Source organism: Vibrio sp. Makdt (assembly GCF_027587015.1).
Taxonomy (GTDB): domain Bacteria; phylum Pseudomonadota; class Gammaproteobacteria; order Enterobacterales; family Vibrionaceae; genus Vibrio; species Vibrio chagasii_B.
The window spans coordinates 78,738-101,663 of sequence record NZ_JAPPTH010000015.1; the positions used below are offsets into that span (position 1 = coordinate 78,738).

Below are 22,926 nucleotides of genomic sequence, written 5' to 3' on the forward strand. Positions count from 1 at the left end.
AAACACAGTAGATATGACGCCTATTTCTTTATAACGCGGGCTTCTTACGATTGCATAGCGCATATTGTGGTTTCTTTTACCACATTCATCACTGTTATTGCGCAGGTTTTTGAGCCCAAACGTGAATATAACGGCCTAGTGACAGATATGGCTCTTGGCGACATAGCTGTTTTTCTAGTTCCAATACATCTTCAAATTGGTAATCGCCCATGTACTCCATATTACCTATGTAGTCACTGAAGGAGCGAATGCCTGATTTACCACAGATTTCTAGACCAGCGTCTTCTATCCATTGATAAACCTCTTCTGGCTTCAAGCCTTTTTGTGGTTGCAGCTTAAACCGTTTTCGATGTGGCATCCCATTCAATACATGAGGAATGTTGCCACAAATCACATTTTTCAGGACTAATCCGTGGTGGTTGTAAAACATTATCGAAGCAATACCACCCGGTTTGACTTGTTCAAGTAGCAAATCAAGTGCTTCTTTAGGATCAGCTAGCCACTCCATAACGGCGTGAAACATCACAAAGTCGACTTTATCGTCGAGATGCTCTGCCACTTTTTGTACCGGAGAATGGATAAACTGATATTGCTCTAACAGCCCTGCTTCAGTGATCCCTTCTTGAGCCAGCTTAAGCATCTCAGAAGAAAGATCACATAGAGAAACCTTATGACCCAGTGCCGCAATTTTTTGCGACATCTGTGCCAATCCGCCCCCAGCATCAAGCACATGCAATGGAGAAGCAGAATCTTCAAACTTGCTCAAAGCTTGTTCTAAATCTTCCCATACGATGATCTGACGGATCTCTCCTTTGTCAGAGCCGTAAATGTTTTTTGCAAATTTGTGGGCAATATCGTCGAAATTACGGTCTTCAGTCACGGCTACTTGAGTTATTATGTCCTATCGTGCCTGCTATTCTGTCACAGGAATTTCAGGAATAAAGAGGCGATGTCTCTTTTTACTACTAAGTGATGTTTTTTCGGACTATTCGGATATGTTTGAGCTGAAAAAAGTAGTGTCTTCATTACTGATGCCACTACCAGCAATGTTAATTCTCGCATTTCTGGGCTTAGCCCTAGTGATGTTTACTACTAAAAGAAAGACTGGTTGCTTAATTACCCTCTCAGCCCTCTGTGGTATTTTCCTAATCGCTTTCCAGCCAGTTTCTAGTCAACTATTAATGCCAATGGAAAGGCAGCACACTGCATTTTTACCTGTCGACGAAACCGTCGATTACGTGATGGTTCTTGGTAGCGGCCACGTCGTTGATGACCAGATCCCACCAACATCTGAATTGAGTCGCACAGGCTTGATGCGTTTGAGTGAAGGTATTCGCATTTTACGCCTCTACCCGGGCGCTAAACTGATTCTGTCAGGCTACGGCGCTGGCACAGAGGTCAGCAACGCAAGAATGATGGCTAAGGTAGCCCTAGCACTCGGTGTTGCAAAGCCTGATATCATTCTGCTGGAAACAGCCAAAGACACTTGGGAAGAAGCCCGCCAAGCCGCTGCGTTCGTGAAAAACAAAAAGATGGTGTTAGTGACTTCAGCAAGCCACATGACACGAGCCCTAAACGAATTTAATGCAGCAGGCATGAAACCCTTGCCAGCACCGACTAACTATCTTGCTCAAGAAGGTATTGTTGAGCCTTGGAATAAGTACATGCCTAAAGCGATTTATCTTGAACAGACAGAGCGTTACTGGCATGAGACCATGGGGTTGGTTTGGCAAAGCCTACGTGACTGGCTAGACACCAGCAGTGATATTGCAGAAGAGCCAATCGTCGTGCCTGAAGCTTCGAGCCTAGCTGAAGACGAAAATGTCGTTTCGGCAGCTCAGCCTCAATAAGCAGTCTACATAAAAGACTGAGTCATAAAAAAGCCGAGACATCACTGATGATGTCTCGGCTTTTTAATATTTACTATTCTAGCGGACTAACATGTCCCGCAAGACTTAGTCACCAGCGAACATGTAACCTTCACCATGAACCGTCACAAAGATTTGTGGATTCTTAGGATCGAATTCCATTTTTGCACGCATGCGTCGAATCAGTACGTCGATAGTACGATCATTTGGCGCGTCTACTCGGTGGCTGATCATATTAAGAATACGTTCACGGCTTAATACCTGGTTAGGGTAAGAAGACAACGCAACCAATAATTCATATTCTGCTTTCGTCAGTTTTACTGGTTCACCGTTTTTGCTTAACGCACGACGAGGGATATCAAATGTCCACTCACCAAAACGAACCACTGATTCATCTTCAGATTCTTCAACCGCACCTGCTGCTGTTTTACGAGCGGCAGAAATACGCCAAAGTAGGTTTTTAACTCGAACCAGTAACTCGCGAAGTTCGAAGGGTTTAGTAACGTAATCGTCAGCGCCCATTTCAAGGCCAACAATTTTGTCGATGCTATCCGTGCGTCCAGTAACTAAAATAATTCCAATGTCTGATTGACTGCGTAATTCGCGAGTTAGCATCAATCCATCTTCGCCTGGTAAGTTGATGTCCAGCATAATGAGGTCAACGTTGTTTTCTTCTAACACGTTTCTCATTTGAGCGCCGCTTTCTGCTTCGCTTACTGTGTACCCTTCGTTCTGGAAATAACCAGCCAGTTTACTACGGGTCACCACATCATCTTCTACGACTAATACGTGATAGCTCATCTACACCACTTTTCTTATTTAATAGTTTCGGTGACTATTCTATTCATAACTAGTAACAATTCTAGTGGTACTGTAGATAAATGCCAGAAACATGGATTTTTTTTGATACAAGACAATCTTAAACCTTGCTATTTGTCGTCTGGCACAATTCAATATAGGCATTACTACTAACGAGTAACTTTGCATTTCGCAAATAACCTCGTCATCAGCCTTGGTGTGTAAAAAACACCACAAGACTAAATCAGGATTTACGTAATGAAAGATACGAAAGCGTTCAATGAGCAAAGAGCAGAAATTTACTGGTGGTTATCAAGCTTATTCGCTAAAGAGCTCACTCAAGATGAACTTGACCACTACCACTCTGTTGAAATTCGTTCTTTCTTAACTGGTTTAGGCGAAAATGAAACTCTCAAACCTGCGATTGATAGCTTAGTTGATGCACTAAACCGCTTACAAACACGTGAAGATGCACAACTGGAACTGGCTGCTGACTTTTGTGACCTATTCCTAAAGACAGACAAGCATGGTGCCCTTCCCTACGCTTCGATGTACATCGGTGAAACTGGTCTATTAAACGATAAGCCAGCAAAAGAGATGGAAGAGATCATGGCTAAGCACAACTTAGTGGTTAACCAAGATCTAAAAGAACCAGCAGACCACATCGCTATTGAACTCGACTTCCTAGGTAACCTAATCATTCGCTCTAATGAAACAGAATCAGAGGAAGAGTTAGAAAAGTCGTTCGAAGTTCAACAGCAGTTTATTGAGCAACAGCTACTCACTTGGATTCCAAAGTTCAAGGTTAAGTGTCATGAGGTTGATGAGTTCGGTTTCTATGCATCAGTATCATCGCTGCTACTGGCATTCTGTCAATTAGACACTCAATATTTGGCTGGTGAATAGCTTATTAGATGACTAGGTAAATAAATTCAGTAGAATGTGACAATTCACCCGGATTTCTGGGTGAATTTTATTGCGAGTATTTTCTAGTCAGTCTAAAATTGTGACCGCAAACGATAAAATATGAAACATTCACGAAATGCTATGCTTATTAAGTTTCAGAGCATTTCGGTGTTAAGACAAGCCGCTCAATAGCGGTTTTTTGTTTTTTAACACTTTAGTACCCAAAGAGCCCTACACATTTAAGCTCTTAGTTAGGTAGCTTAACGGCTACTTCATTCCGTACTTTGGGGAAATTAGCTTCTAATAGGATAAAACCATGGCCACTATAAAAGATGTCGCTCGCTTAGCCGGCGTATCAACAACAACCGTTTCTCACGTAATCAACAAAACCCGTTTTGTTGCAGAAGCGACTCAAGAAAAAGTAAATAAAGCGGTAGACGAATTAAACTATGCACCAAGTGCTGTTGCTCGTAGTTTGAAGTGTAATTCAACACGAACCATCGGCATGCTTGTGACTCAATCAACCAACCTGTTCTTCTCAGAAGTTATCGATGGTGTTGAGAGCTACTGCTACCGTCAAGGTTACACTTTGATCCTGTGTAACACGGGTGGTATCTATGAGAAGCAACGTGACTACATTCGAATGCTTGCAGAGAAACGTGTAGATGGCATCTTGGTTATGTGTTCAGACCTAACTGAAGAACTGAGAGAGATGTTAGACCGTCACGCTGACATCCCTAAAGTAGTCATGGACTGGGGCCCGGAGAGTTCTCAAGCAGATAAGATCATCGATAACTCTGAAGAAGGTGGCTACCTAGCGACTAAATACCTAATCGACCGCGGTCACTCAAAGATTGCTTGTTTAAGTGGCCACTTAGACAAAGCGGCGTGTGTGGAGCGTATCGCTGGTTACAAGCGCGCTTTGGAAGAAGCTAACATTACTGCAAATGACGACATGATCATCGAAGGTAACTTTGAGTGTGATACTGCCGTTCTAGCCGCTGACAAAATTGTTGAGATGGAAGATCGCCCGACAGCTGTATTCTGCTTCAACGATACCATGGCACTAGGCTTGATGAGCCGCCTACAGCAGAAAGGCATCCGTATCCCTGAAGATATCTCTATCATTGGCTATGATAACATCGAACTGGCTGAGTACTTCTCTCCACCATTGACTACCGTTCACCAACCGAAGCGCCGTGTCGGTAAGAACGCCTTCGAAATTCTGCTCGAGCGCATTAAAGACAAAGACCATGAAAAACGCGTCTTCGAAATGCACCCAGAAATTGTTGAACGTAGTACAGTTAAAACGTTAAATTAACTGATAAATTGAGTTTATTTTCATCAAGCGCACCTTTGGGTGCGTTTTTTTTATCAGCAACTAAAGTAAACCTAGTTTCATATAATAAAGATCATTAATTGAAGCAATATCACACTTTGAAATAACAAGTGTGAGCCTCATTCAACAAAAACTTTATTCTATTCAATCAGTCACGCACAGGGCAAATCACTTGAAAAGGTGAGACGCAAAGCTTCCGGCCTAAACCACTCGTTGGTATGGTAGCGGGGTTACCGATGGCAAAATGCAGTAACTACTAATAATTTAGTAATTTACGGCTTATTGACAATGTAATTGCAACATTTTGCTAATCTCTCGGACCTGCTTATTTGGTGGCGTAGTTCAAATACACCGAGATAAATAACATGGATAAACCGATACTAAAGGACTCAATGAAGTTATTTGAGCCCCTAGGAAAAATAAAGTCACGCTCAATGTTTGGTGGATTCGGTCTTTTTGCTGATGACACTATGTTTGCTCTGGTTGTTAATGACCAGTTGCACATACGAGCAGACAAAAGCACAACAAAACAGTTCGAGCAACAAGGATTTCAACCGTACGTCTACAAAAAGCGTGGTTTCCCTGTCGTAACTAAATATTTCGCTCTACCCGAAGGCTTATGGCAAGACCAAGAGAAAATCTTGCAGCTTGCGACTACGTCTCTGGGCTTTGCAAAAGAAGAGAAAGCTGAACAGTCCGCTGCTAAGCCAACTCGACTCAAAGACCTCCCGAATCTTCGACTCGCCACCGAGCGCATGTTGAAGAAAGCTGGAATTGATTCCGTAGAACGTTTATATGAATCTGGCTCTGTAAACGCATTTAATGCCATCAAGGAATCTCATGCGTCCTCCGTCAGTATTGAACTGCTTTGGGCACTAGAGGGGGCGATCAATGGCACCCATTGGTCGGTTATCCCGCAGCAACGTCGTGAAGAGCTTATCAGTCGCGTCAATTAACATTTTCAGTACACCTTTTTATACAACTAAGCCGCATTTCTGCGGCTTTTTTTTTCGATTCTGAATGTTAGATAGTCTGCGGCTTTAATGCTCTATCAATACCCTAAAAGGATGGGCGATAATTATACTTAAAGTCTACTTTGACCATCGGAACGAAGTTAATCTCTCCAGAAGAATTCATTATCTCTTTAACTTTAATGCTCCCGTTTCTTATTTCAAACGAACGCACATCTACCTTTTCCGATGCTTGAGGTAGGATTTTGCTAAGCTCATATGAGCCTTTGCCGTTTATATCCATCCAGATTTGTTTTCCAGATTCGTAAGCCTGTGATTGGCTCGCCACTACATCCCCTTTAAAGATTTTAGATTCTACAGCGGCTCTATGATAGACACCCGAACCCATAGCTTGGAAAGAGAGAAGGCCTGTTGTAGCGATAACCGTTATCATTGATAATAATTTCATAGCTAGCTCCTTAGTTGTCTGCCTGAATAATTATCTAAAACAATCTTCATGCCTCGATTGTTACGTATATAGAACGAGCCAAGACCAAAACTCTTTCAACTTTTTGTCAATTTTTACGTGGTACAAATTATTACGATTGAAATATTTTATGCAAAACAAGTCTCTAGTAGAGCGTTACCACCTTCTAATAAACGATTATTTTTTCCACATCTATCTATATCACTAACACAAGGCTAACTAATTGGGTTAGCGGTTCAAACCTAATTCATCACCTATACTAAATAGTTTTTTATTATCTTATGAAAGTTAATCTATGCTTTGCCTGTCTATCTATACTAATGGTCTGCATTGAAAATTTGAGGAAGTATCAATGAGTAAGAAAATGATATTGGGTATTGTATTGGTCGTAACGATCGTTTTATTAGGCATTAATTTTGGCCAATACCTCACGCTCGAAAACGCCAAAGCACAGCAAGCGGTGCTAAACGACTACATTGAAAGTAACTTTATTGCCGCCGCGGCGACGTACTTTATCGCATATGTATTGATCACCGCCTTCTCCATCCCGGGAGCAGCCGTTGTTACGCTGCTTGGCGCTGCTCTATTTGGATTTTGGAACAGCTTACTTTTGGTTTCTTTCGCCAGCGCGATCGGCGCAACTCTTGCCTTTTTGAGTAGCCGCTACCTGCTGCGTGACTGGATACAAACTAAGTTTGGCGACAAACTCACCACGATTAATAAAGGTGTCGAAAAAGACGGTGCATTTTACTTGTTCTCTTTGCGCCTTATCCCAGTGTTTCCATTTTTCCTTATCAACCTGCTAATGGGCTTAACACCCATGTCGGTGACTCGCTACTACGTAACAAGCCAGATCGGCATGCTCCCTGGTACGGCTGTATTCTTAAATGCTGGTACTCAACTCGCAGAAATTGATTCGCTTTCAGGTATCGTTTCACCTTCTGTACTATTGTCATTTGCATTATTAGGGGTGTTCCCAATTATCGCTAAATGGTTGATGAGCAAGTTTCGTTCAGCACCGGTTGCGGAATAATAATTGTGGCCGGATAAGGTTCTATATCAATGAAAATCTTCAGTGCATCAAATCCGACAGAGGCACATATCATCTGCGGACTCCTAGAAAGTGAGAATATTGCCTGTGAAGTACGTGGTGAGGGTTTGTTTGGTTTGAAAGGGGAAATCCCGTTCACAGAAGAAACTGACCCATACGTATGGCTATATGAGCCAGAAATGGCCACTAAGGCGCGTGCTATTGTCAATGACTACCAAAAACAGCAAGATTCTATCATCTATGAAGAGTGGCGCTGCAGTGAATGTCATGAAGTGAACGAGGCACAATTTGGTTCTTGTTGGCAATGCGGAGCTAACTCTCCTGAGTAGACGAGCTTAATGAAGCCTTAGCCGCTTCATCTGATTTATCCTCAAAACAAAAACGGGAAGCTTCAAATAGCTTCCCGTTTTTATTTCAATTCTATTATGAGTTCCAATGACCGACTTAGAAATCACTGGATTTGCTTTTGGATAAACTCGATAGAGTGCTGGTTGAATTCTTCAGGGTTTTCAACATTACACACATGACCACAGTTAGCAATTTCGACCAGTTCACTTGACTCGTGCGCCTCAACCATTTCTTTAACGGGCTTGATGAACATGTAGTCACGCTCTCCCATCAGATAAAGGGTTGGTATCGGTAACTCCCTATCTTTGAAATATTTCATTAAGGGGTTCACATCAGCCGTTAATATAAACCAACGTTTAAACTCTTTTTGACACAGCTTTTTGGCTTCACGAATAAACAGGTGACGAGACTCTTTTTGGCTTTTTTGTGGCATCACTATGTAAGCAAAAAGGCTATAAAGCCACATGTAAGGAATGATGTGTTTGCTTAGATTTCCTAGCTTAACCAATACTTGCGAGCGGGTGTTGAGTTTAGTTACCGCACCACCTAATACCATTGAACGCACACGCCCTGCCGCTAACTCCGCAACATTACGGACAATAATGGTTCCTAACGACATACCAACGAAGTGTGCGGAGCGGATTTTAAGGTGGTCTAATACTTTAAGAATATCGAGAGTGACAGCTTTGAATGTATAACGGTTTGATATCAGCTCTCTAAGTATGTTGTCTGATTTACCATGCCCTCTCAGGTCAATGAGGAGCAGGTTGAAATGCTGTTTATACGCCTTGATCTGCTTGAACCAAATAGAGGAGCTACCTCCGGCACCATGCACAAATACCACCCACTCATCGCTAGTAGGGTGAGTAAATGTTTTATGAAATAATAAACTTTCAGACATACCTATCGCTTTAATTATTAAAATGGAGCTAAGCCTCATCACAAGGCGATGGCTAAGGATATCACGCAATTAAGAAGATTAGGTGATAATAGTGTCAAACCTATCATTAGTGCCGCGAATACTTCACTTCACTTTCTACCTGACTTAAATGAGTTTGCAAGCTTTGTCTCTCTAAACGTGATGTACTCAGACCAGATAGCAAAAGGCGCCCTATTATTAGAGCGCCTCTTTCATTAAAGACAATCGCTGTGCATCCGCTAACTTTATCAGCTAAAACAGAGCGTTAAAATGCCGAGTGATACATCGTTAAATACTCTTTCGCAGCATCTTCCCAACTAAAGTCTTGTTGCATCGCATAAAGCTGAACACGCTTAATTTCAGATGGGTTTTGTGCGTAAAGCAGCAACGAACGGTGTAAAACGGCCAACAAAGCCTGCGGAGTCGGCTCTTCAAAAGCAAAGCCGGTCGCCACCTCTGGCTCCTCGTCATAATCATTCACACTGTCTTTTAAACCACCGACAGAGCGAACGATAGGTAAGGTGCCATAAGCCATACTGTAGATCTGGTTCAAACCACAAGGTTCAAATTCAGAAGGCATCAAGAAAAAGTCAGAACCGGCTTCAACTAAGTGTGCTAACTCATTGTTGTATGCCTCTACAAATGAGAATTTTTCTGAATGCAGTGCCGATAACTCTTTCAATTGGCTCGCTAAAACAGGGTCACCCGTACCCACAATCACAATCTGAAGATCGTTCTTCAAGAATTGTTCAATGATAGGCAGCAAGTAGTGAACACCTTTCTGGTTCGTTAGACGACAAACCATCCCATACACGGCACAATCGATAACCGGCAAGCCAACGTCTTGTTGCAGTTTCTGCTTACACGCTGACTTTCCACGCGCCATGCTGTGTTTGGTCGCTTTGTATTTACGAGGAAGGAATGCATCCGTTTCCGGATTCCAAGCACTGTAGTCACAACCATTTAGGATTCCGACTAAGTCTGAAGCTCTGCGTTGAAACTCTGCCGCCATGCCATGACTACCAAGCTCTGTTTTTAGCTCTTGCGCATACGTAGGGCTTACTGCGTTGACTTTATCAGCGCACAAGACACCAGCTTTAAGCATAGTCACGTGCGTATCACTGACCGCAGCTTCCGGAACATTACGACTGTGCATTTCTGGAAGACATTGCAGCTCATCGTATGAGAATACGCCTTTGAACACCGCGTTGTGGATTGAAATAACACTGCGCGTGTTCTCAAAGAAGTCATGTTGTTGGTAGCGAGATTTAAGCAAGAAAGGAACAAAGCCTGTATGCCAATCGTTCGCGTGAATAATATCAGGTTGGAAACCAAGCTTAGGAAGCATATCCAAACATGCTGCACTGAAGAACGAAAAGCGCTCGCCATTATCAGCATAAGCCTGATTATTTTCAGCGTACATTTCTGGACGGTCGAAGTATTTAGCACATTCAATACCAAACACTTGTACCCCTTCAACGCTTAACTTCTTAACTTGATAAGCCGTATGAGGCCAATGATCGAGCTCTGTTGCTAGAACAACTTCTGCAGAATCAATATTTGGAATGTTGCGGTAAGCGGGGATGGTCACTCGAACGTCCTGTTCGAGTGTTTGTAACGCTTTAGGCAGTGCCTTGGCTACATCAGCCAAGCCACCGCTTTTAATCAAGCCTTCAACTTCAGACGCTACAAAAAGTACCGAGAGAGTCTTAGTAACCAACTCGTGCTCCTTTAGGGATTACTACTACACCATCGTCAGAGACGTGGTAATGCTTTTTGTCTTCTTTCAGGTTTACACCAATCTGTGTACCCGGTGCGATGTCTGCATCTTTATCGACGATAACACGACGAAGTACACAGCCCTCGCCCACTTTTACGTCGCCCAATAAGATACTCTCACTGATATCACACGCTGATGCGATGTTGCTGCGGAAGCCAAGTACACACTTCTCGATACGAGAACCACGAACATAACTACCGTTACACACTAAGCTATCGATGATTTGAACACGACCATTAGCCGAGTCTGTAAACGTCGCAGGTGGTAATGGTGGGTAGTAAGTGTGTAGTGGCCACTTGCGGTTGTATAGTGAGAATGGTGCATCTTTCTCAAGAAGGTCCATGTGAGCTTGCCAGTACGCGTCAATCGTACCTACATCGCGCCAGTAAACTTCTTCTTTCTCACCTGTAATGCGGTTAGTACTGAAATCGTAAACAAACACGTCACCACGCGGGAACATATTTGGAATGATATCTTTACCGAAGTCATGAGTTGAATCTTCTTTATCCGCATCTTCAACCAGCTCTGCAAAAAGCTCATTTGCTTCAAATACGTAGTTACCCATAGAAACCAATGCAGAATCAGGGTCACCTGGAATTGGTTTAGGGTTAGCAGGCTTCTCTTCAAAGCCGACCATACGGCCTTCAGCATCAACCTCAATGACACCAAACTCAGACGCTTCTGCAAGAGGCATACGCAGTGCTGATACCGTTAGTGCCGCTTTCTTCTCTTTGTGGAAATCAAGCATCTGCTTAATATCCATTTTGTAGATGTGGTCAGAACCAAAGATACAAACTTGGTCCGGTTCTTCTAGCTGCATAAAGCGAAGGTTTTGATAGATCGCATCTGCAGTGCCTTCATACCAACGCTTACCTGTGCGCATTTGAGCAGGGATTGGGTCGATAAAACGATCTGTTATACCACTGATATTCCAACCTTTTTTCATGTGGTGGAACAGTGACTGTGACTTGAACTGCGTTAATACATAGATCTTCATTAGATCCGCGTTAACGAAGTTATTTAAAGCGAAATCAATTAAGCGGTAACTACCACCGAAAGGAACCGAGGGTTTGCTGCGCGATTCAGTTAAAGGTCTTAAACGAGAGCCTTCACCACCAGCAAGAATCATTCCCAATACACCAGCCATTTTATTCTCCATATATTTATAGCTTGTCGATGTCAGTGCTCGTAGAGGTATCTTCCTCTGGGGGATGAGCACTAACAATGTTTTCGGTACTTAGCGAATATCCATTCACATACAGTGACAGTATCCTAAGCCAAACGTTGTTATGTGTGCACTATTCTTTGCACTTGGTTTTATATACGTTATCGACTTTCCTGCCGATTTCAATTTTTAATACGCCATTCTGTGCTATGTAAACTGATTGCTTTCCTAAGACTTAAAGCAGCTCACATTACACCGTCTGGGCGAAACATTACATTAACACTCGACACACATCGGGTATACAACTAAATGCTGATCTGTGAGTTACAATATTCTAATTAAGTTACACATTCGTTACAGTTGCATAAGATAGTGTGATTAATCTCTTAATTTATTTTACCCTGTGAATTTAATAAATAATTACAACTAAGACTCAATTTCAACGAGTTGCATAGTTAGTCATATATGAGTCGAAAAAAAGCAGCCTATTGGCTGCTTTTTATATCAATAACGTTCAGTTACTTTTCTTTGGGCTTTTTACGTTTATCCGTTACTTCCCATTTACCGTCAATGTACAAGGCGGTCCAACCAGAAGGCTTACCATCCACTTCTGTACGAACGTAGTTCTCTTTTGTCTTACGACTAAAACGAACCACTGTCGGCTTACCGTCTGGATCAGCAACTGGTGCTGTAGTCAGGTATTGGAACTTCGGTGAAATACGGTCTTTAAAGCGAACTAACTCTTCCACTAAAGGAGCACGAGTTTCGCGTGATTTAGGGAAGTTACTTGCTGCCATGAATAGACCAGAAGCACCATCACGAAGCACAAAGTACGCATCTGAATTTTCACATGGAAGTTCAGGGAAATGTACTGGGTCTTCTTTTGGTGGCGCAACTTCGCCGTTTTTCAAAATTTTACGAGTGTTCTTACAATCTTCACTCGTACAATCCATGTACTTACCGAAACGACCATTCTTCAGAACCATATCTGAACCACACTTGTCACACTCAACAAGCGGGCCATCATAGCCTTTTACTTTGAATTCGCCGTGTTCAACCACGTAACCTTCACAGTTCGGGTTATTACCACATACGTGCATCTTACGCTTATCATCAATCAGATAAGCATCCATTGCCGTTTCACAAATTGGGCAACGCTTTTTAGCACGAAGGGCAGCTGTTTCAACATCTTCTTCGAGAACGTTAATAATACCTTCTTCATCACCAAGGTTAATCGTTGTCTTACAACGCTCTTTTGGTGGAAGTGCATAACCAGAACAGCCTAGGAATACGCCTGTCGAAGCAGTGCGAATACCCATATTACGGCCACAAGTTGGACACTCAATATCAGTTTCTACGATGTGGTTTGGCTTCATGCCGCCTGCATCTTCATCAAGATCCGCTTTTTCCAGATCACCGGTAAAATCTTTGAAGAAATTATCTAGCACGCCTTTCCAGCTTGCTTCGCCTTCAGCGATTTGGTCTAACTTCTGCTCCATACGAGCAGTAAAGTCGTAGTTCATTAGGTCATTGAAGCTGCCGTCTAGACGGTCAGTCACAATTTCACCCATCTTCTCAGCATAGAAACGACGCTGCTCAACTTTCACGTAACCACGATCTTGAATAGTAGAGATGATCGACGCGTATGTTGAAGGACGACCGATACCACGTTTCTCAAGCTCTTTAACAAGCGCCGCTTCAGTGAAACGAGCCGGTGGCTTAGTAAAGTGTTGCTTAGGATCCAATGCAATGAGATCCAGCTTATCGCCAATTTGCACTGCAGGCAGGATCGTATCTTCGTTTTTACCCATCGGACGTTGAACACGAGTCCAACCGTCAAATTTAAGGATGCGACCTTTCGCTTTTAATGTGTACTCTTCAGCTTTCACGCTTACTGTTGTTGAGTCGTACTGCGCAGGCGTCATTTGACACGCTACGAATTGATTCCAGATCAGTGAGTAAAGCTTGTGTGCGTCTGCGTCTACGCCGTTTAAGTCTTCTGACTTAACATCAACGCTTGAAGGACGGATCGCTTCGTGAGCCTCTTGAGCGCCCTCTTTGCTACCGTATACTAGCGCTTTAGGTGGCAGGTACTCTGCACCAAACTCAGAACCGATGTATTCACGAGCTGCTTCTACCGCTTCTGAACTCAAGTTAGTTGAGTCAGTACGCATATAAGTAATGTAGCCCGCTTCGTATAGGCGTTGAGCCAACATCATGGTTTTCTTTACGCCGTAACCAAGACGGGTACTCGCAGCCTGTTGAAGCGTTGAAGTAATGTACGGTGCAGACGGCTTACTCTTCGTTGGGCGGTCTTCACGTTTACATACTTCGTATTGTGCTTTCTCAAGAACACTCAATGCAGCTTGCGTTTGCGCTTCGTTTTCAGGTTTAAACGCAACACCGTCTTTCTGAGCTACTTGAAGTCTAAAATCTGTTTTTTCTGCTGTTTTGGTATCAGCATGCACATCCCAAAACTCTTCCGGAATAAAGGCGTTGATCTCGCGCTCACGCTCAACAAGAAGCTTTACAGCAACTGATTGAACACGGCCAGCGGATAGGCCTCGTGCTACTTTCTTCCAAAGCAGAGGTGACACCATAAAGCCAACAACACGGTCCATAAAACGTCGTGCTTGCTGTGCGTTTACGCCATCGATGTTTAGCTCACCTGGAGTTTCAAAAGCTTGTTGAATTGCGTTCTTGGTGATTTCGTTAAACACCACTCGCTTGTATCGCGTTTCATCGCCACCGATGATCTCACGAAGGTGCCATGCGATAGCTTCTCCTTCGCGGTCCAAATCGGTTGCGAGATAAACATGGTCTGCGTTCTCAGCCAGTTTTTGCAGTTCAGCAACAACTTTTTCTTTACCCGGTAATACTTGGTAATTTGCTTCCCACTCTTTATACGGGTTAATACCCATCTTTTTGATAAGAGCTTTGCGATCTTTTTCTTTCTTGATACGAGCTTTTTCTTCTGGGCTCATACCCTTTGTTGAAACTGCAGCAGCCTTTTTACCAGTACTTTGACCTGCCGTTGGTAAGTCACGTACGTGACCTACACTCGACTTAACGACAAAGTCTTTGCCAAGGTATTTATTGATAGTTTTAGCCTTGGCCGGCGACTCCACTATAACGAGCGATTTACCCATATTGACTCTAACGTCCTTAATCACGATGCTTTAGCACCAACAATTTAACTTGTGGGCTTTTACGCATGATATTCTAAATTCATTGCTTCTTTTTTTACTATTGTGCGAGATTACTAGAAGATCAACCGCTTTTTTCAAAATTGGATCTGATCGCTCGACAATTCGTCGACTCACAGATAAAAGGGTCACAATATAAAGAAGCTATAAAGTACTCGAAAAGAATACTAGCAAGGGCCTATTCATCAGGCATTAACTCTAAACGGGCTCATACTAAGCTTGTCCATGAATCGAACGCGAGCCCCATTCCATTATTTTTGCCATAAATCACAAAATAAATTGTGGATATTCGAAAAGACTCTCTTAATCGGTTGTGAAATCATTGAATTTCTAGTTCGACACCATAAACTCAACGTTATATTCAGTTATCAGAGATAAACTCATGACAAAGAAAGTAATAGCAGAATTTGATTTACTGCTTATCGCAAACCAAATTATCCAATCACATGATGACTACATTGAAGGCATGCGCGCAAACAGCGTAGTAGAGAAAGACGATGTGCTCGTCTTCAAAGGCGAATACTTCCTAGACAGCAATGGGATGCCGACAGAGAATACAACCGCAGTATTTAACATGTTTAAATACTTAGCGCACCATCTTTCAAAAGAATTTACGCTTCAACAGTAATTAAAAAGCTTGCCATTTAGGCAAGCTTTTTTACTTCCTGAGCTTATATCAACTTAGCATTCTTATTGACTCAGCATCTTCAGTTTGTCGAAGTAGTCAGGGAATGTCTTTGATGTACAACCTGGATCATTAATCGTTACCGGCGTATCGCTTAGCGCGACCAACGAAAAACACATTGCCATACGGTGATCATCGTAAGTATCAATCGCCGCATGTTTCAATTCAGCCACTGGGTTAACGATGATGTAGTCTTCGCCCTCTTCTACCTCAGCACCCACTTTACGTAGTTCGGTTGCCATGGCCGCAAGACGATCGGTCTCTTTCACGCGCCAGTTGTAGACGTTACGAATCGCTGTTGTGCCTTTTGCAAACAGTGCAGTGGTCGCAATCGTCATCGCTGCATCAGGAATATGGTTGTAGTCCATATCAATGCCCTTCAGCTCACCGCAACGAGAGATAACGTAATCATCACCCCATTCAATTTCAGCACCCATTTTTTCAAGTGCATCAGCAAATTGGATATCACCTTGGATACTGTTTTTACCAATACCCGTTACCTTAATTTCACCACCTTTAATCGCAGCTGCTGCTAGGAAATAAGACGCCGAAGATGCATCGCCCTCGACAAGGAAATCACCTGGTGCTTTGTATGATTGACCCGTCGGAATGACAAACTCTTGGTACTTGTTGTTGATCACGTCCACACCAAATTGTTTCATAATGTGTAGCGTGATATCGATGTATGGTTTAGAAACCAATTCACCCTCAATTTTGATGGTCACTTCATCTTCTGCTAACGGTGCTGCCATCAAAAATGCAGTCAAAAATTGGCTAGAAATAGAACCGTCGATCGAAACCGTACCGCTTTTCAGACCCGTGCCTGTAATTTTCAACGGTGGGTAGTTTTCATTTTCTAAATATTCAACGTCAGCGCCAGCTTCTCGTAGAGCAGTGACTAGGTGGCCAATCGGGCGCTCTTTCATGCGCGGCTCACCAGTTAGAACGTATTCACCACGACCTAAACAAAGCGCAGCCGCAAGCGGACGCATCGCAGTACCCGCGTTACCTAAGAAAAGTTCGAGAGCTTTGTCGCTTGAAAATGCACCACCAACGCCCGTCACTTCACATACGGTTTTGTCCGCAGATAGCTGATAATCTACACCTAACTGCGTCAGAGCATTCAGCATATGACGAATGTCATCACTGTCTAATAAGTTAGTTAGGCGAGTCGTTCCAGTTGAAAGCGCAGCCAAAAGAAGCGCACGGTTAGAAACACTTTTAGAGCCAGGTAGGTTAACTTCCCCACTCACTTTTTGAATTGGTTGTAACGTAAGGCTTTCCATTAAATCTTTTAGTCCTTGTACCACCCGAAGTCACTGGCGAGTATTTATTTTCGGGTGATGAATAATTCTTCGTACTTGCAGACTAACGAACTTTTCCAATGAACTCCAGAGCTAATCCCCTTCAAAAAGGTGATAAATTAGCCAACCAATCGTATTTTTATACTAGTACACGAGATCAACACGAACGCCATCTGAAAAATAAAGAATTCTCACGTCGTCACCTCGGTTAAATAACATCGTGCTATCGACGTCTTGGATGATATTGACGAGCTTGTCATCTTTGGTTTTAACCAGTAGTTCAACCAATTTATACTCCACTCGATATTGACTATTACCGCGATTTCGAGCGATCCCGGCTCCTGCAACAGCACCGACAGCCGTTGCCACCTCTCTACCTGTACCATCACCAAACTGGTTACCAATTAAACCACCAATTGCGGCACCTAATAGTGTTTCCCAGCCGCTCGCTTTCGATTCCACTATCTCCTGTTGAGTAATATATCTCACGGTATCAATCTCACCATAAACAACCTCATTCACAGGTCGAGCTTGATTTCGGTTATAAGCTGCATTTGCCAACATGGGCAAAACAAGTAAAATCCAAAGCAACTTCTTCATGGTAGAACTCCTAATGACCTCATGGTCAATGATTAATCTGTTACGCGGTACTTATGACTATATACCTAACTGAACTCGATACTACTAGTATAGAGTTTCCATCTCCCTTCGATGCACTGGATGAGCCAAATGGCCTTCTTGCTTTTGGGGGAGATCTGTCGCCAATGCGAATCTTAAATGCTTATAGTCACGGTATATTTCCATGGTATGGCCCAGGTGAGCCTATACTTTGGTGGAGCCCAGCACCACGAGCGGTATTTAATCCTAAGACATTCAAACCATCGAAAAGTCTTAAAAAGTTTCAAAGAAAGCATAATTACCGTGTCAGTATTAACCAAGCGACGGATAGAGTTATCGGTTATTGCTCATCACTAAGACCTGAAGAAGAGACCTGGCTAAACAGCGACATGCAGGCCGCCTACCGAGAGCTCGCTTCGTTAGGTTTCTGTCACTCGGTGGAAGTGTGGCAAGGTGACGAGCTAGTCGGTGGGCTATATGGCTTACAAAGAGGGCAAGTCTTTTGCGGTGAATCCATGTTTAGCTTAAAGACCAATGCCTCGAAAATCGCACTATGGTATTTTTGTTACCACTTTGCTCAGTCTGGAGGGCAGCTCATTGATTGCCAAGTCATGAACCCTCACTTGGAGTCTTTGGGGGCATTAGAAGTAGAAAGAGAAGATTTTCTCAGCTCTCTGCAATTACTAAAAGACAAGTCTGTTGACGATGTATGCTTTGAAAACCAATGGCTAGAGGAAATGCCTTAATGAATCCAGATTTACAACAAATCAGAATTGGATTAACAGACAATCACGCGTGCAGCTACCTCCCCCACTTAGAGGAAAGAGTCGCTGTTACGCTCGATGAGCACATGCACACCTCAGAAAATTATGAAGTTCTGCTAGCGAATGGTTTTCGTCGCAGCGGTGCCACCATCTATAAGCCCCATTGCGATAATTGTTCGGCATGTCAGGCGATTCGCCTTTCAATCCCCGATGTTAAGTTCTCCAAAAGTCAGCGAAGAATTCTCAACAAGGCGAAATCCTTTCGTTGGGAGCTCAAAGATACAATGGATGAAAACTGGTTTGATTTATATAGCCGTTATATTACCGCACGCCATCGTTCAGGCACGATGTACCCACCTAAAAAAGAAGAGTTTCTACAATTTTCTCAAAATGAGTGGTTAACTACTAAGTTCATGCATATTTACAACGAGACCGACCTCGTTGGCATAGCTGTTACCGATGTGATGTCTCACTGTACCAGTGCGTTTTATACCTTTTTCGATCCAGATATCGATATATCCATGGGCACTCTCGGCGTTTTGTTCCAAATCCAACATGCTCAGAAAGAACACAAACAGTGGCTATATTTGGGTTATCAAATCGATGAATGCCCCGCTATGAACTATAAAGTACGATTTCAACGTCATCAAAGGCTAGTAAATCAGCGGTGGCAAGGGTAGAATACGCCACAACTTTACATATTTTGATTTTGACGGCACAATCAAGCCGTTGAAAACCGCCAAGTTTCGAAAGAGGATTAGATGGCTAAAGAAGACGTAATCGAGATGCAAGGCACTGTCCTTGATACTCTACCAAACACAATGTTCCGTGTTGAGCTTGAAAACGGTCACGTAGTGACAGCACACATCTCTGGTAAAATGCGTAAGAACTACATCCGTATTCTTACTGGTGATAAAGTAACTGTTGAGATGACTCCATACGACCTTTCTAAAGGCCGCATCGTCTTCCGTGCTCGTTAATTTTTAATTATCGAATACGATAAGAAACGGAGCTTAATGCTCCGTTTTTTATTGCCTAGCGTTTGGCTCTTGGTCTTAACCGCTTTTCTTCGTATCTCGTATCTCGTATCTCGTATCTTCAAAACATAAAAAAACGCACAACCTAAGTCATGCGTTTTGTATCTAAACTATTGAGCGATCCGCCACTTCGTTAGTGCATCACTTCTTCTTTAGCGCCAACATAGACAAAATGCAGTTCGTCTTTTTTCAGTGTTACTTTAACCGTACCACCATCAACTAAGCTACCAAACAACAGTTCATTCGCAAGAGGCTTCTTAAGCTTCTCTTGAATCACACGCCCCATTGGACGAGCCCCCATTGTCTTGTCATAGCCTTTGTCTGCTAACCAGTGACGAGCGTCTTCAGAAACCTCTAGAGATACACCACGTGCGTCCAGTTGAACCTGAAGCTCAACAATGAACTTGTCGACGACTTGACTAATCACGCTTGGATCCAAGCTGTTGAACCAAATGATGTTATCAAGACGGTTACGGAACTCAGGAGTAAACACTTTCTTGATTTCACCCATCGCATCTGGTGCATGATCTTGTTGGATCAGGCCGATCGATTTCTTCTCTGTCTCAGCTACACCCGCGTTGGTTGTCATTACTAAGATCACGTTACGGAAATCCGCTTTACGACCGTTGTTATCCGTTAGTGTGCCGTTATCCATCACCTGAAGTAGTAGGTTGAAGATGTCTGGGTGAGCTTTCTCGATCTCATCAAGCAGTACAACCGAGTGCGGGTTCTTAATAACCGCATCCGTTAATAGGCCACCTTGATCGTATCCAACATAACCAGGAGGAGCACCAATTAAGCGACTCACTGAGTGACGCTCACCGTACTCAGACATATCAAAGCGCAGCAGTTCAATACCCATCAGTTTAGACAGTTGAACCGTCACCTCAGTTTTACCAACACCAGTAGGACCAGCAAACAAGAATGAACCAACAGGTTTATTGTCAGCACCAAGTCCTGCACGAGTTAGCTTGATCGCTTCGCTCAATACATCGATAGCTGGGTCTTGTCCGAACACCAACATTTTCATGCGGTCGTCCAGTTTCTGCAGCGTATCTTTGTCTGAAGACGATACTGACTTCTCTGGAATACGAGCCATTTTCGCAACCATTGACTCAATATCCGCCACGCTTACCGTTTTCTTACGACGGCTTGCTGGAGCTAAACGACTACGAGCACCCGCTTCATCAATAACATCGATCGCCTTATCAGGAAGGTGACGTTCGTTAATGTATTTCGCAGACAACTCCACAGCCGCACGCAACGCCTTGTTAGTGTAACGCACTTCGTGGTGAGCTTCGTATTTTGGCTTCAAGCCAATCAGAATCTTAGTCGTATCATCTAATGAAGGCTCAACAATATCGATTTTTTGGAAACGACGAGATAGCGCGCGCTCCTTCTCAAAAATACTGCTGTATTCTTGGTATGTCGTTGAACCGATACAACGCAATTTACCACTGCTTAGTAGTGGCTTGATTAGGTTAGCCGCATCTACCTGACCACCCGATGCTGCGCCCGCACCAATAATGGTATGGATTTCATCGATGAACAGAATCGCGTCTTCTTCTTTCTCTAGTTGCTTAAGAATCGCTTTAAAGCGTTTCTCGAAATCACCACGATATTTAGTACCCGCAAGCAGTGAACCAATATCTAGAGAGTAAATCACACTGCTCTGAATAATTTCAGGTACCTGTCCTTCAACGATACGCCATGCAAGGCCTTCAGCAATAGCCGTTTTACCTACGCCCGCTTCACCAACCAGTAGAGGGTTGTTCTTACGGCGACGACATAGGACTTGGATAGTACGCTCAAGCTCTTTGTCACGACCAATTAGCGGATCAATATTACCTTGCTTCGCCACTTCATTAAGGTTGGTCGCAAAGTTTTCTAAACGGTCTTCTGAATTTGCTTCTTCGGCATTTTCAGCACCACCAAATGAGTCTGATGAGGAAGCACTATCGCCTTCGTTACTGGCTTTGGTGATACCGTGTGAGATGAAGTTAACGATATCTAAACGGCTAATGTCATTTTTCTTAAGAAGATATGCCGCGTGAGACTCTTGCTCACTGAAAATAGCGACAAGTACGTTAGCACCTGTTACTTCACTGCGACCTGAAGATTGGACATGAAAAACAGCACGTTGAAGTACTCGTTGGAAACTCAATGTAGGTTGAGTCTCACGAGTTTCGTCACTTTCTGGGATAAGTGGGGTCGTTTGATCAATAAAAATATCGAGCTCGTTGCGAAGAGCATCGAGATCAGCCTGACAAGCTTGGAGCGCTTCCTTGGCCGCATCATTTTCTAATAATGCTAGTAGGAGGTGTTCGACAGTCATAAATTCATGTCGCTTGTCTCGCGCACGAGCAAATGCGCCATTTAAACTCGACTCTAATTCTTTATTTAGCATAAGTACCTCCTAAGGGAACAACTGTGTTGTTCGAGCAATTTATACTTGCTCCATTGTACATAGTAGCGGATGCTCATTTTCCTTTGAGTACATCGTGACTTGCGCTACCTTTGTTTCCGCTATTTCAGCACTGTATGTGCCGCATATAGCTTTACCTTCATAATGAACCTTGAGCATCACTTCCGTTGCTTTTTCGATATCTAGTGAGAAGAATCGCTCTAGGATCTCGATTACAAAGTCCATTGGCGTGTAATCATCGTTATTCAGTACGACGTTATACATTGCCGGTGGCTTTACTTTTGTTGCTTCTTTCTCCAGTAAATCTGAGCCTGGAGATGCCCATTCAAAGTTTCTGCTCATATCGCTTTGCTAAGGGTTATTTTTCGGAAGTGGTGAATGTTTGTGTAACTTAAATTTACCACATTCACGCTTTACGGTGTACTAAGAAACCGCACCGAGAAACAGTACCAAAAAATATTCCTCTATACTGAGCCTAATCCACCATTTCCATCGCTGCAAATAAAAGATCTCGATTCACAGGATTAACATATGTGATTGATTAAAAAGACGCCACAACTATTGACGCTAATCATGCAATAGCCGCTAAGTTACTATTTAGTTAATAGTTTGTGAGCAATCTCGAATGTGATTTGTTATTAAAATTGATCACTTTTATACCAATTTACTATTGACTGTGCTCAATCATTAGCTACATTGGAGCTAAAAGGTTTTTCTAATACAGTTTCATAACACGCTTGAAAATTTAACAATAAGGAATAATTACGCAGGGTAGCGTTAATTTCCGTAAGCAATGTCTGAGATTCAAGTTACCAGCTTAATGTCATTAGCTGGTAGGAATGATATCAATCGAACTTACAACTATTGATATAAACAACGTTAGTAACAAAATGCATGAGGGATGTATAGCATGGCTACAGGTACAGTAAAATGGTTTAACAATGCCAAAGGGTTTGGCTTTATTTGTCCAGAAGGTGAAGAAGGCGATATCTTTGCGCACTACTCCACAATACAAATGGAAGGTTACAGAACCTTAAAGGCTGGTCAGCAGGTCGACTATGAAGTAGAAAGTGGACCTAAAGGCTCGCACGCAAGCTCCGTTGTTCCTGTAGAAGGCAGTGCCAGTAAATAGGCAAAGCTGCCATATCGTGTTGACCTAAATAGCACTATTTGAAAGTTAACAGATTATGAAAACCGCTCCTTTGATACCTGTATGCAGAGTTCAATGAGCGGTTTTTTTGATCTTGGGCGAAACATATGTTCTCCGTAAAGGCAG

At 43.0% G+C, this 22,926-nt stretch carries 22 protein-coding genes and 1 riboswitch; of the genes, 11 read left to right on the forward strand and 11 right to left on the reverse strand.

Going from position 1 to position 22,926, the window contains the following annotated elements; translation table 11 throughout:
* Positions 1-94: 94 nt before the first annotated feature.
* Positions 95-880, reverse strand: a complete 786-nt coding sequence (gene cmoM, locus OH460_RS18025) for a tRNA uridine 5-oxyacetic acid(34) methyltransferase CmoM (protein WP_269999049.1) — start codon at positions 878-880, stop codon at positions 95-97.
* Between the two features lie 115 nt (positions 881-995).
* Between cmoM and elyC the strand changes: the two genes are divergently transcribed.
* Positions 996-1,850 (forward strand): envelope biogenesis factor ElyC, encoded by an 855-nt coding sequence (gene elyC / locus OH460_RS18030; RefSeq protein ID WP_269999050.1) that lies wholly within the window; start codon positions 996-998, stop codon positions 1,848-1,850.
* A 105-nt stretch (positions 1,851-1,955) separates the two neighbouring features.
* Here elyC and torR read toward each other — a convergent pair whose 3' ends face one another.
* Positions 1,956-2,669, reverse strand: coding sequence for a two-component system response regulator TorR (gene torR, locus OH460_RS18035; RefSeq protein ID WP_269999051.1), 714 nt, complete (start codon positions 2,667-2,669; stop codon positions 1,956-1,958).
* A 255-nt stretch (positions 2,670-2,924) separates the two neighbouring features.
* Between torR and torD the strand changes: the two genes are divergently transcribed.
* The 3 genes from torD to OH460_RS18050 all read left to right on the forward strand — a co-directional run bounded on the left by torD (position 2,925) and on the right by OH460_RS18050 (position 5,867).
* Positions 2,925-3,572 (forward strand): molecular chaperone TorD, encoded by a 648-nt coding sequence (torD, locus tag OH460_RS18040; protein WP_008220069.1) that lies wholly within the window; start codon positions 2,925-2,927, stop codon positions 3,570-3,572.
* A gap of 316 nt (positions 3,573-3,888) precedes the next feature.
* Complete coding sequence (gene purR / locus OH460_RS18045) at positions 3,889-4,893, forward strand: HTH-type transcriptional repressor PurR (RefSeq protein ID WP_061034224.1); 1,005 nt, start codon at positions 3,889-3,891, stop codon at positions 4,891-4,893.
* Positions 4,894-5,063: 170 nt separating this feature from the next.
* Positions 5,064-5,149: riboswitch (cyclic di-GMP riboswitch) on the forward strand.
* Between the two features lie 127 nt (positions 5,150-5,276).
* Positions 5,277-5,867 carry a TfoX/Sxy family DNA transformation protein gene (locus OH460_RS18050; RefSeq protein WP_269999052.1) on the forward strand — a complete coding sequence of 197 codons (591 nt, stop codon included), beginning with the start codon at positions 5,277-5,279 and terminating at the stop codon, positions 5,865-5,867.
* Between the two features lie 103 nt (positions 5,868-5,970).
* On the opposite strand, the gene OH460_RS18055 is transcribed toward OH460_RS18050, so the two are convergent.
* Entirely contained in the window at positions 5,971-6,330 is a 360-nt protein-coding gene (locus OH460_RS18055; RefSeq protein WP_136978339.1) for a DUF3316 domain-containing protein, read from the reverse strand.
* Between the two features lie 370 nt (positions 6,331-6,700).
* On the opposite strand from OH460_RS18055, the gene OH460_RS18060 reads away from it, so the two are divergent.
* Together OH460_RS18060 and OH460_RS18065 are read left to right on the forward strand one after the other, a co-directional pair.
* Positions 6,701-7,381, forward strand: coding sequence for a TVP38/TMEM64 family protein (locus OH460_RS18060; RefSeq protein ID WP_061034221.1), 681 nt, complete (start codon positions 6,701-6,703; stop codon positions 7,379-7,381).
* Between the two features lie 29 nt (positions 7,382-7,410).
* A complete protein-coding gene (locus OH460_RS18065) occupies positions 7,411-7,728 on the forward strand; it encodes a putative signal transducing protein (protein WP_061034220.1) in 318 nt (105 codons plus the stop codon).
* 122 nt (positions 7,729-7,850) lie between these two features.
* Here OH460_RS18065 and OH460_RS18070 read toward each other — a convergent pair whose 3' ends face one another.
* The 4 genes from OH460_RS18070 to topA form a co-directional block, all read right to left on the reverse strand.
* Positions 7,851-8,648, reverse strand: coding sequence for an alpha/beta fold hydrolase (locus tag OH460_RS18070; RefSeq protein WP_269999053.1), 798 nt, complete (start codon positions 8,646-8,648; stop codon positions 7,851-7,853).
* A 283-nt stretch (positions 8,649-8,931) separates the two neighbouring features.
* The gene (gene glgA / locus OH460_RS18075; protein WP_269999054.1) at positions 8,932-10,386 is read right to left on the reverse strand and encodes a glycogen synthase GlgA; all 1,455 of its coding nucleotides are present in this window, start codon (positions 10,384-10,386) and stop codon (positions 8,932-8,934) included.
* Positions 10,376-11,605, reverse strand: a complete 1,230-nt coding sequence (gene glgC / locus OH460_RS18080) for a glucose-1-phosphate adenylyltransferase (RefSeq protein WP_081090385.1) — start codon at positions 11,603-11,605, stop codon at positions 10,376-10,378. Before glgC ends, glgA begins: the two co-directional genes overlap by 11 nt.
* A 524-nt stretch (positions 11,606-12,129) precedes the next feature.
* Positions 12,130-14,760, reverse strand: a complete 2,631-nt coding sequence (topA, locus tag OH460_RS18085; protein ID WP_004737437.1) for a type I DNA topoisomerase — start codon at positions 14,758-14,760, stop codon at positions 12,130-12,132.
* Positions 14,761-15,199: 439 nt separating this feature from the next.
* Here topA and OH460_RS18090 point away from each other — a divergent pair, with 439 nt between their 5' ends.
* The gene (locus tag OH460_RS18090; RefSeq protein WP_004737436.1) at positions 15,200-15,445 is read left to right on the forward strand and encodes a YciN family protein; all 246 of its coding nucleotides are present in this window, start codon (positions 15,200-15,202) and stop codon (positions 15,443-15,445) included.
* Positions 15,446-15,507: 62 nt separating this feature from the next.
* On the opposite strand, the gene aroA is transcribed toward OH460_RS18090, so the two are convergent.
* Positions 15,508-16,788: a 3-phosphoshikimate 1-carboxyvinyltransferase gene (gene aroA, locus OH460_RS18095; RefSeq protein WP_269999055.1), complete on the reverse strand. Its 1,281-nt coding sequence runs from the start codon at positions 16,786-16,788 to the stop codon at positions 15,508-15,510.
* Between the two features lie 162 nt (positions 16,789-16,950).
* On the reverse strand, positions 16,951-17,406 hold the full coding sequence (locus tag OH460_RS18100) for a glycine zipper 2TM domain-containing protein (protein WP_008220097.1): 456 nt from the start codon (positions 17,404-17,406) through the stop codon (positions 16,951-16,953).
* A gap of 53 nt (positions 17,407-17,459) precedes the next feature.
* Between OH460_RS18100 and aat the strand changes: the two genes are divergently transcribed.
* The 3 genes from aat (at position 17,460) to infA (ending at position 19,168) form a co-directional block, all read left to right on the forward strand.
* A complete protein-coding gene (gene aat, locus OH460_RS18105) occupies positions 17,460-18,170 on the forward strand; it encodes a leucyl/phenylalanyl-tRNA--protein transferase (protein WP_269999056.1) in 711 nt (236 codons plus the stop codon).
* Positions 18,170-18,868, forward strand: coding sequence for an arginyltransferase (locus OH460_RS18110; protein ID WP_116871840.1), 699 nt, complete (start codon positions 18,170-18,172; stop codon positions 18,866-18,868). The genes aat and OH460_RS18110 overlap by 1 nt, the downstream gene beginning before the upstream one ends.
* Positions 18,869-18,949: 81 nt before the next feature.
* Complete coding sequence (gene infA / locus OH460_RS18115) at positions 18,950-19,168, forward strand: translation initiation factor IF-1 (RefSeq protein ID WP_001040192.1); 219 nt, start codon at positions 18,950-18,952, stop codon at positions 19,166-19,168.
* Positions 19,169-19,358: 190 nt separating this feature from the next.
* Here infA and clpA read toward each other — a convergent pair whose 3' ends face one another.
* Complete coding sequence (gene clpA / locus OH460_RS18120) at positions 19,359-21,632, reverse strand: ATP-dependent Clp protease ATP-binding subunit ClpA (RefSeq protein ID WP_004737431.1); 2,274 nt, start codon at positions 21,630-21,632, stop codon at positions 19,359-19,361.
* 39 nt (positions 21,633-21,671) lie between these two features.
* Positions 21,672-21,992, reverse strand: a complete 321-nt coding sequence (clpS, locus tag OH460_RS18125) for an ATP-dependent Clp protease adapter ClpS (RefSeq protein ID WP_004737430.1) — start codon at positions 21,990-21,992, stop codon at positions 21,672-21,674.
* 568 nt (positions 21,993-22,560) lie between these two features.
* Between clpS and cspD the strand changes: the two genes are divergently transcribed.
* Positions 22,561-22,782 carry a cold shock domain-containing protein CspD gene (gene cspD / locus OH460_RS18130; RefSeq protein ID WP_004737429.1) on the forward strand — a complete coding sequence of 74 codons (222 nt, stop codon included), beginning with the start codon at positions 22,561-22,563 and terminating at the stop codon, positions 22,780-22,782.
* Positions 22,783-22,926 lie beyond the last annotated feature (144 nt).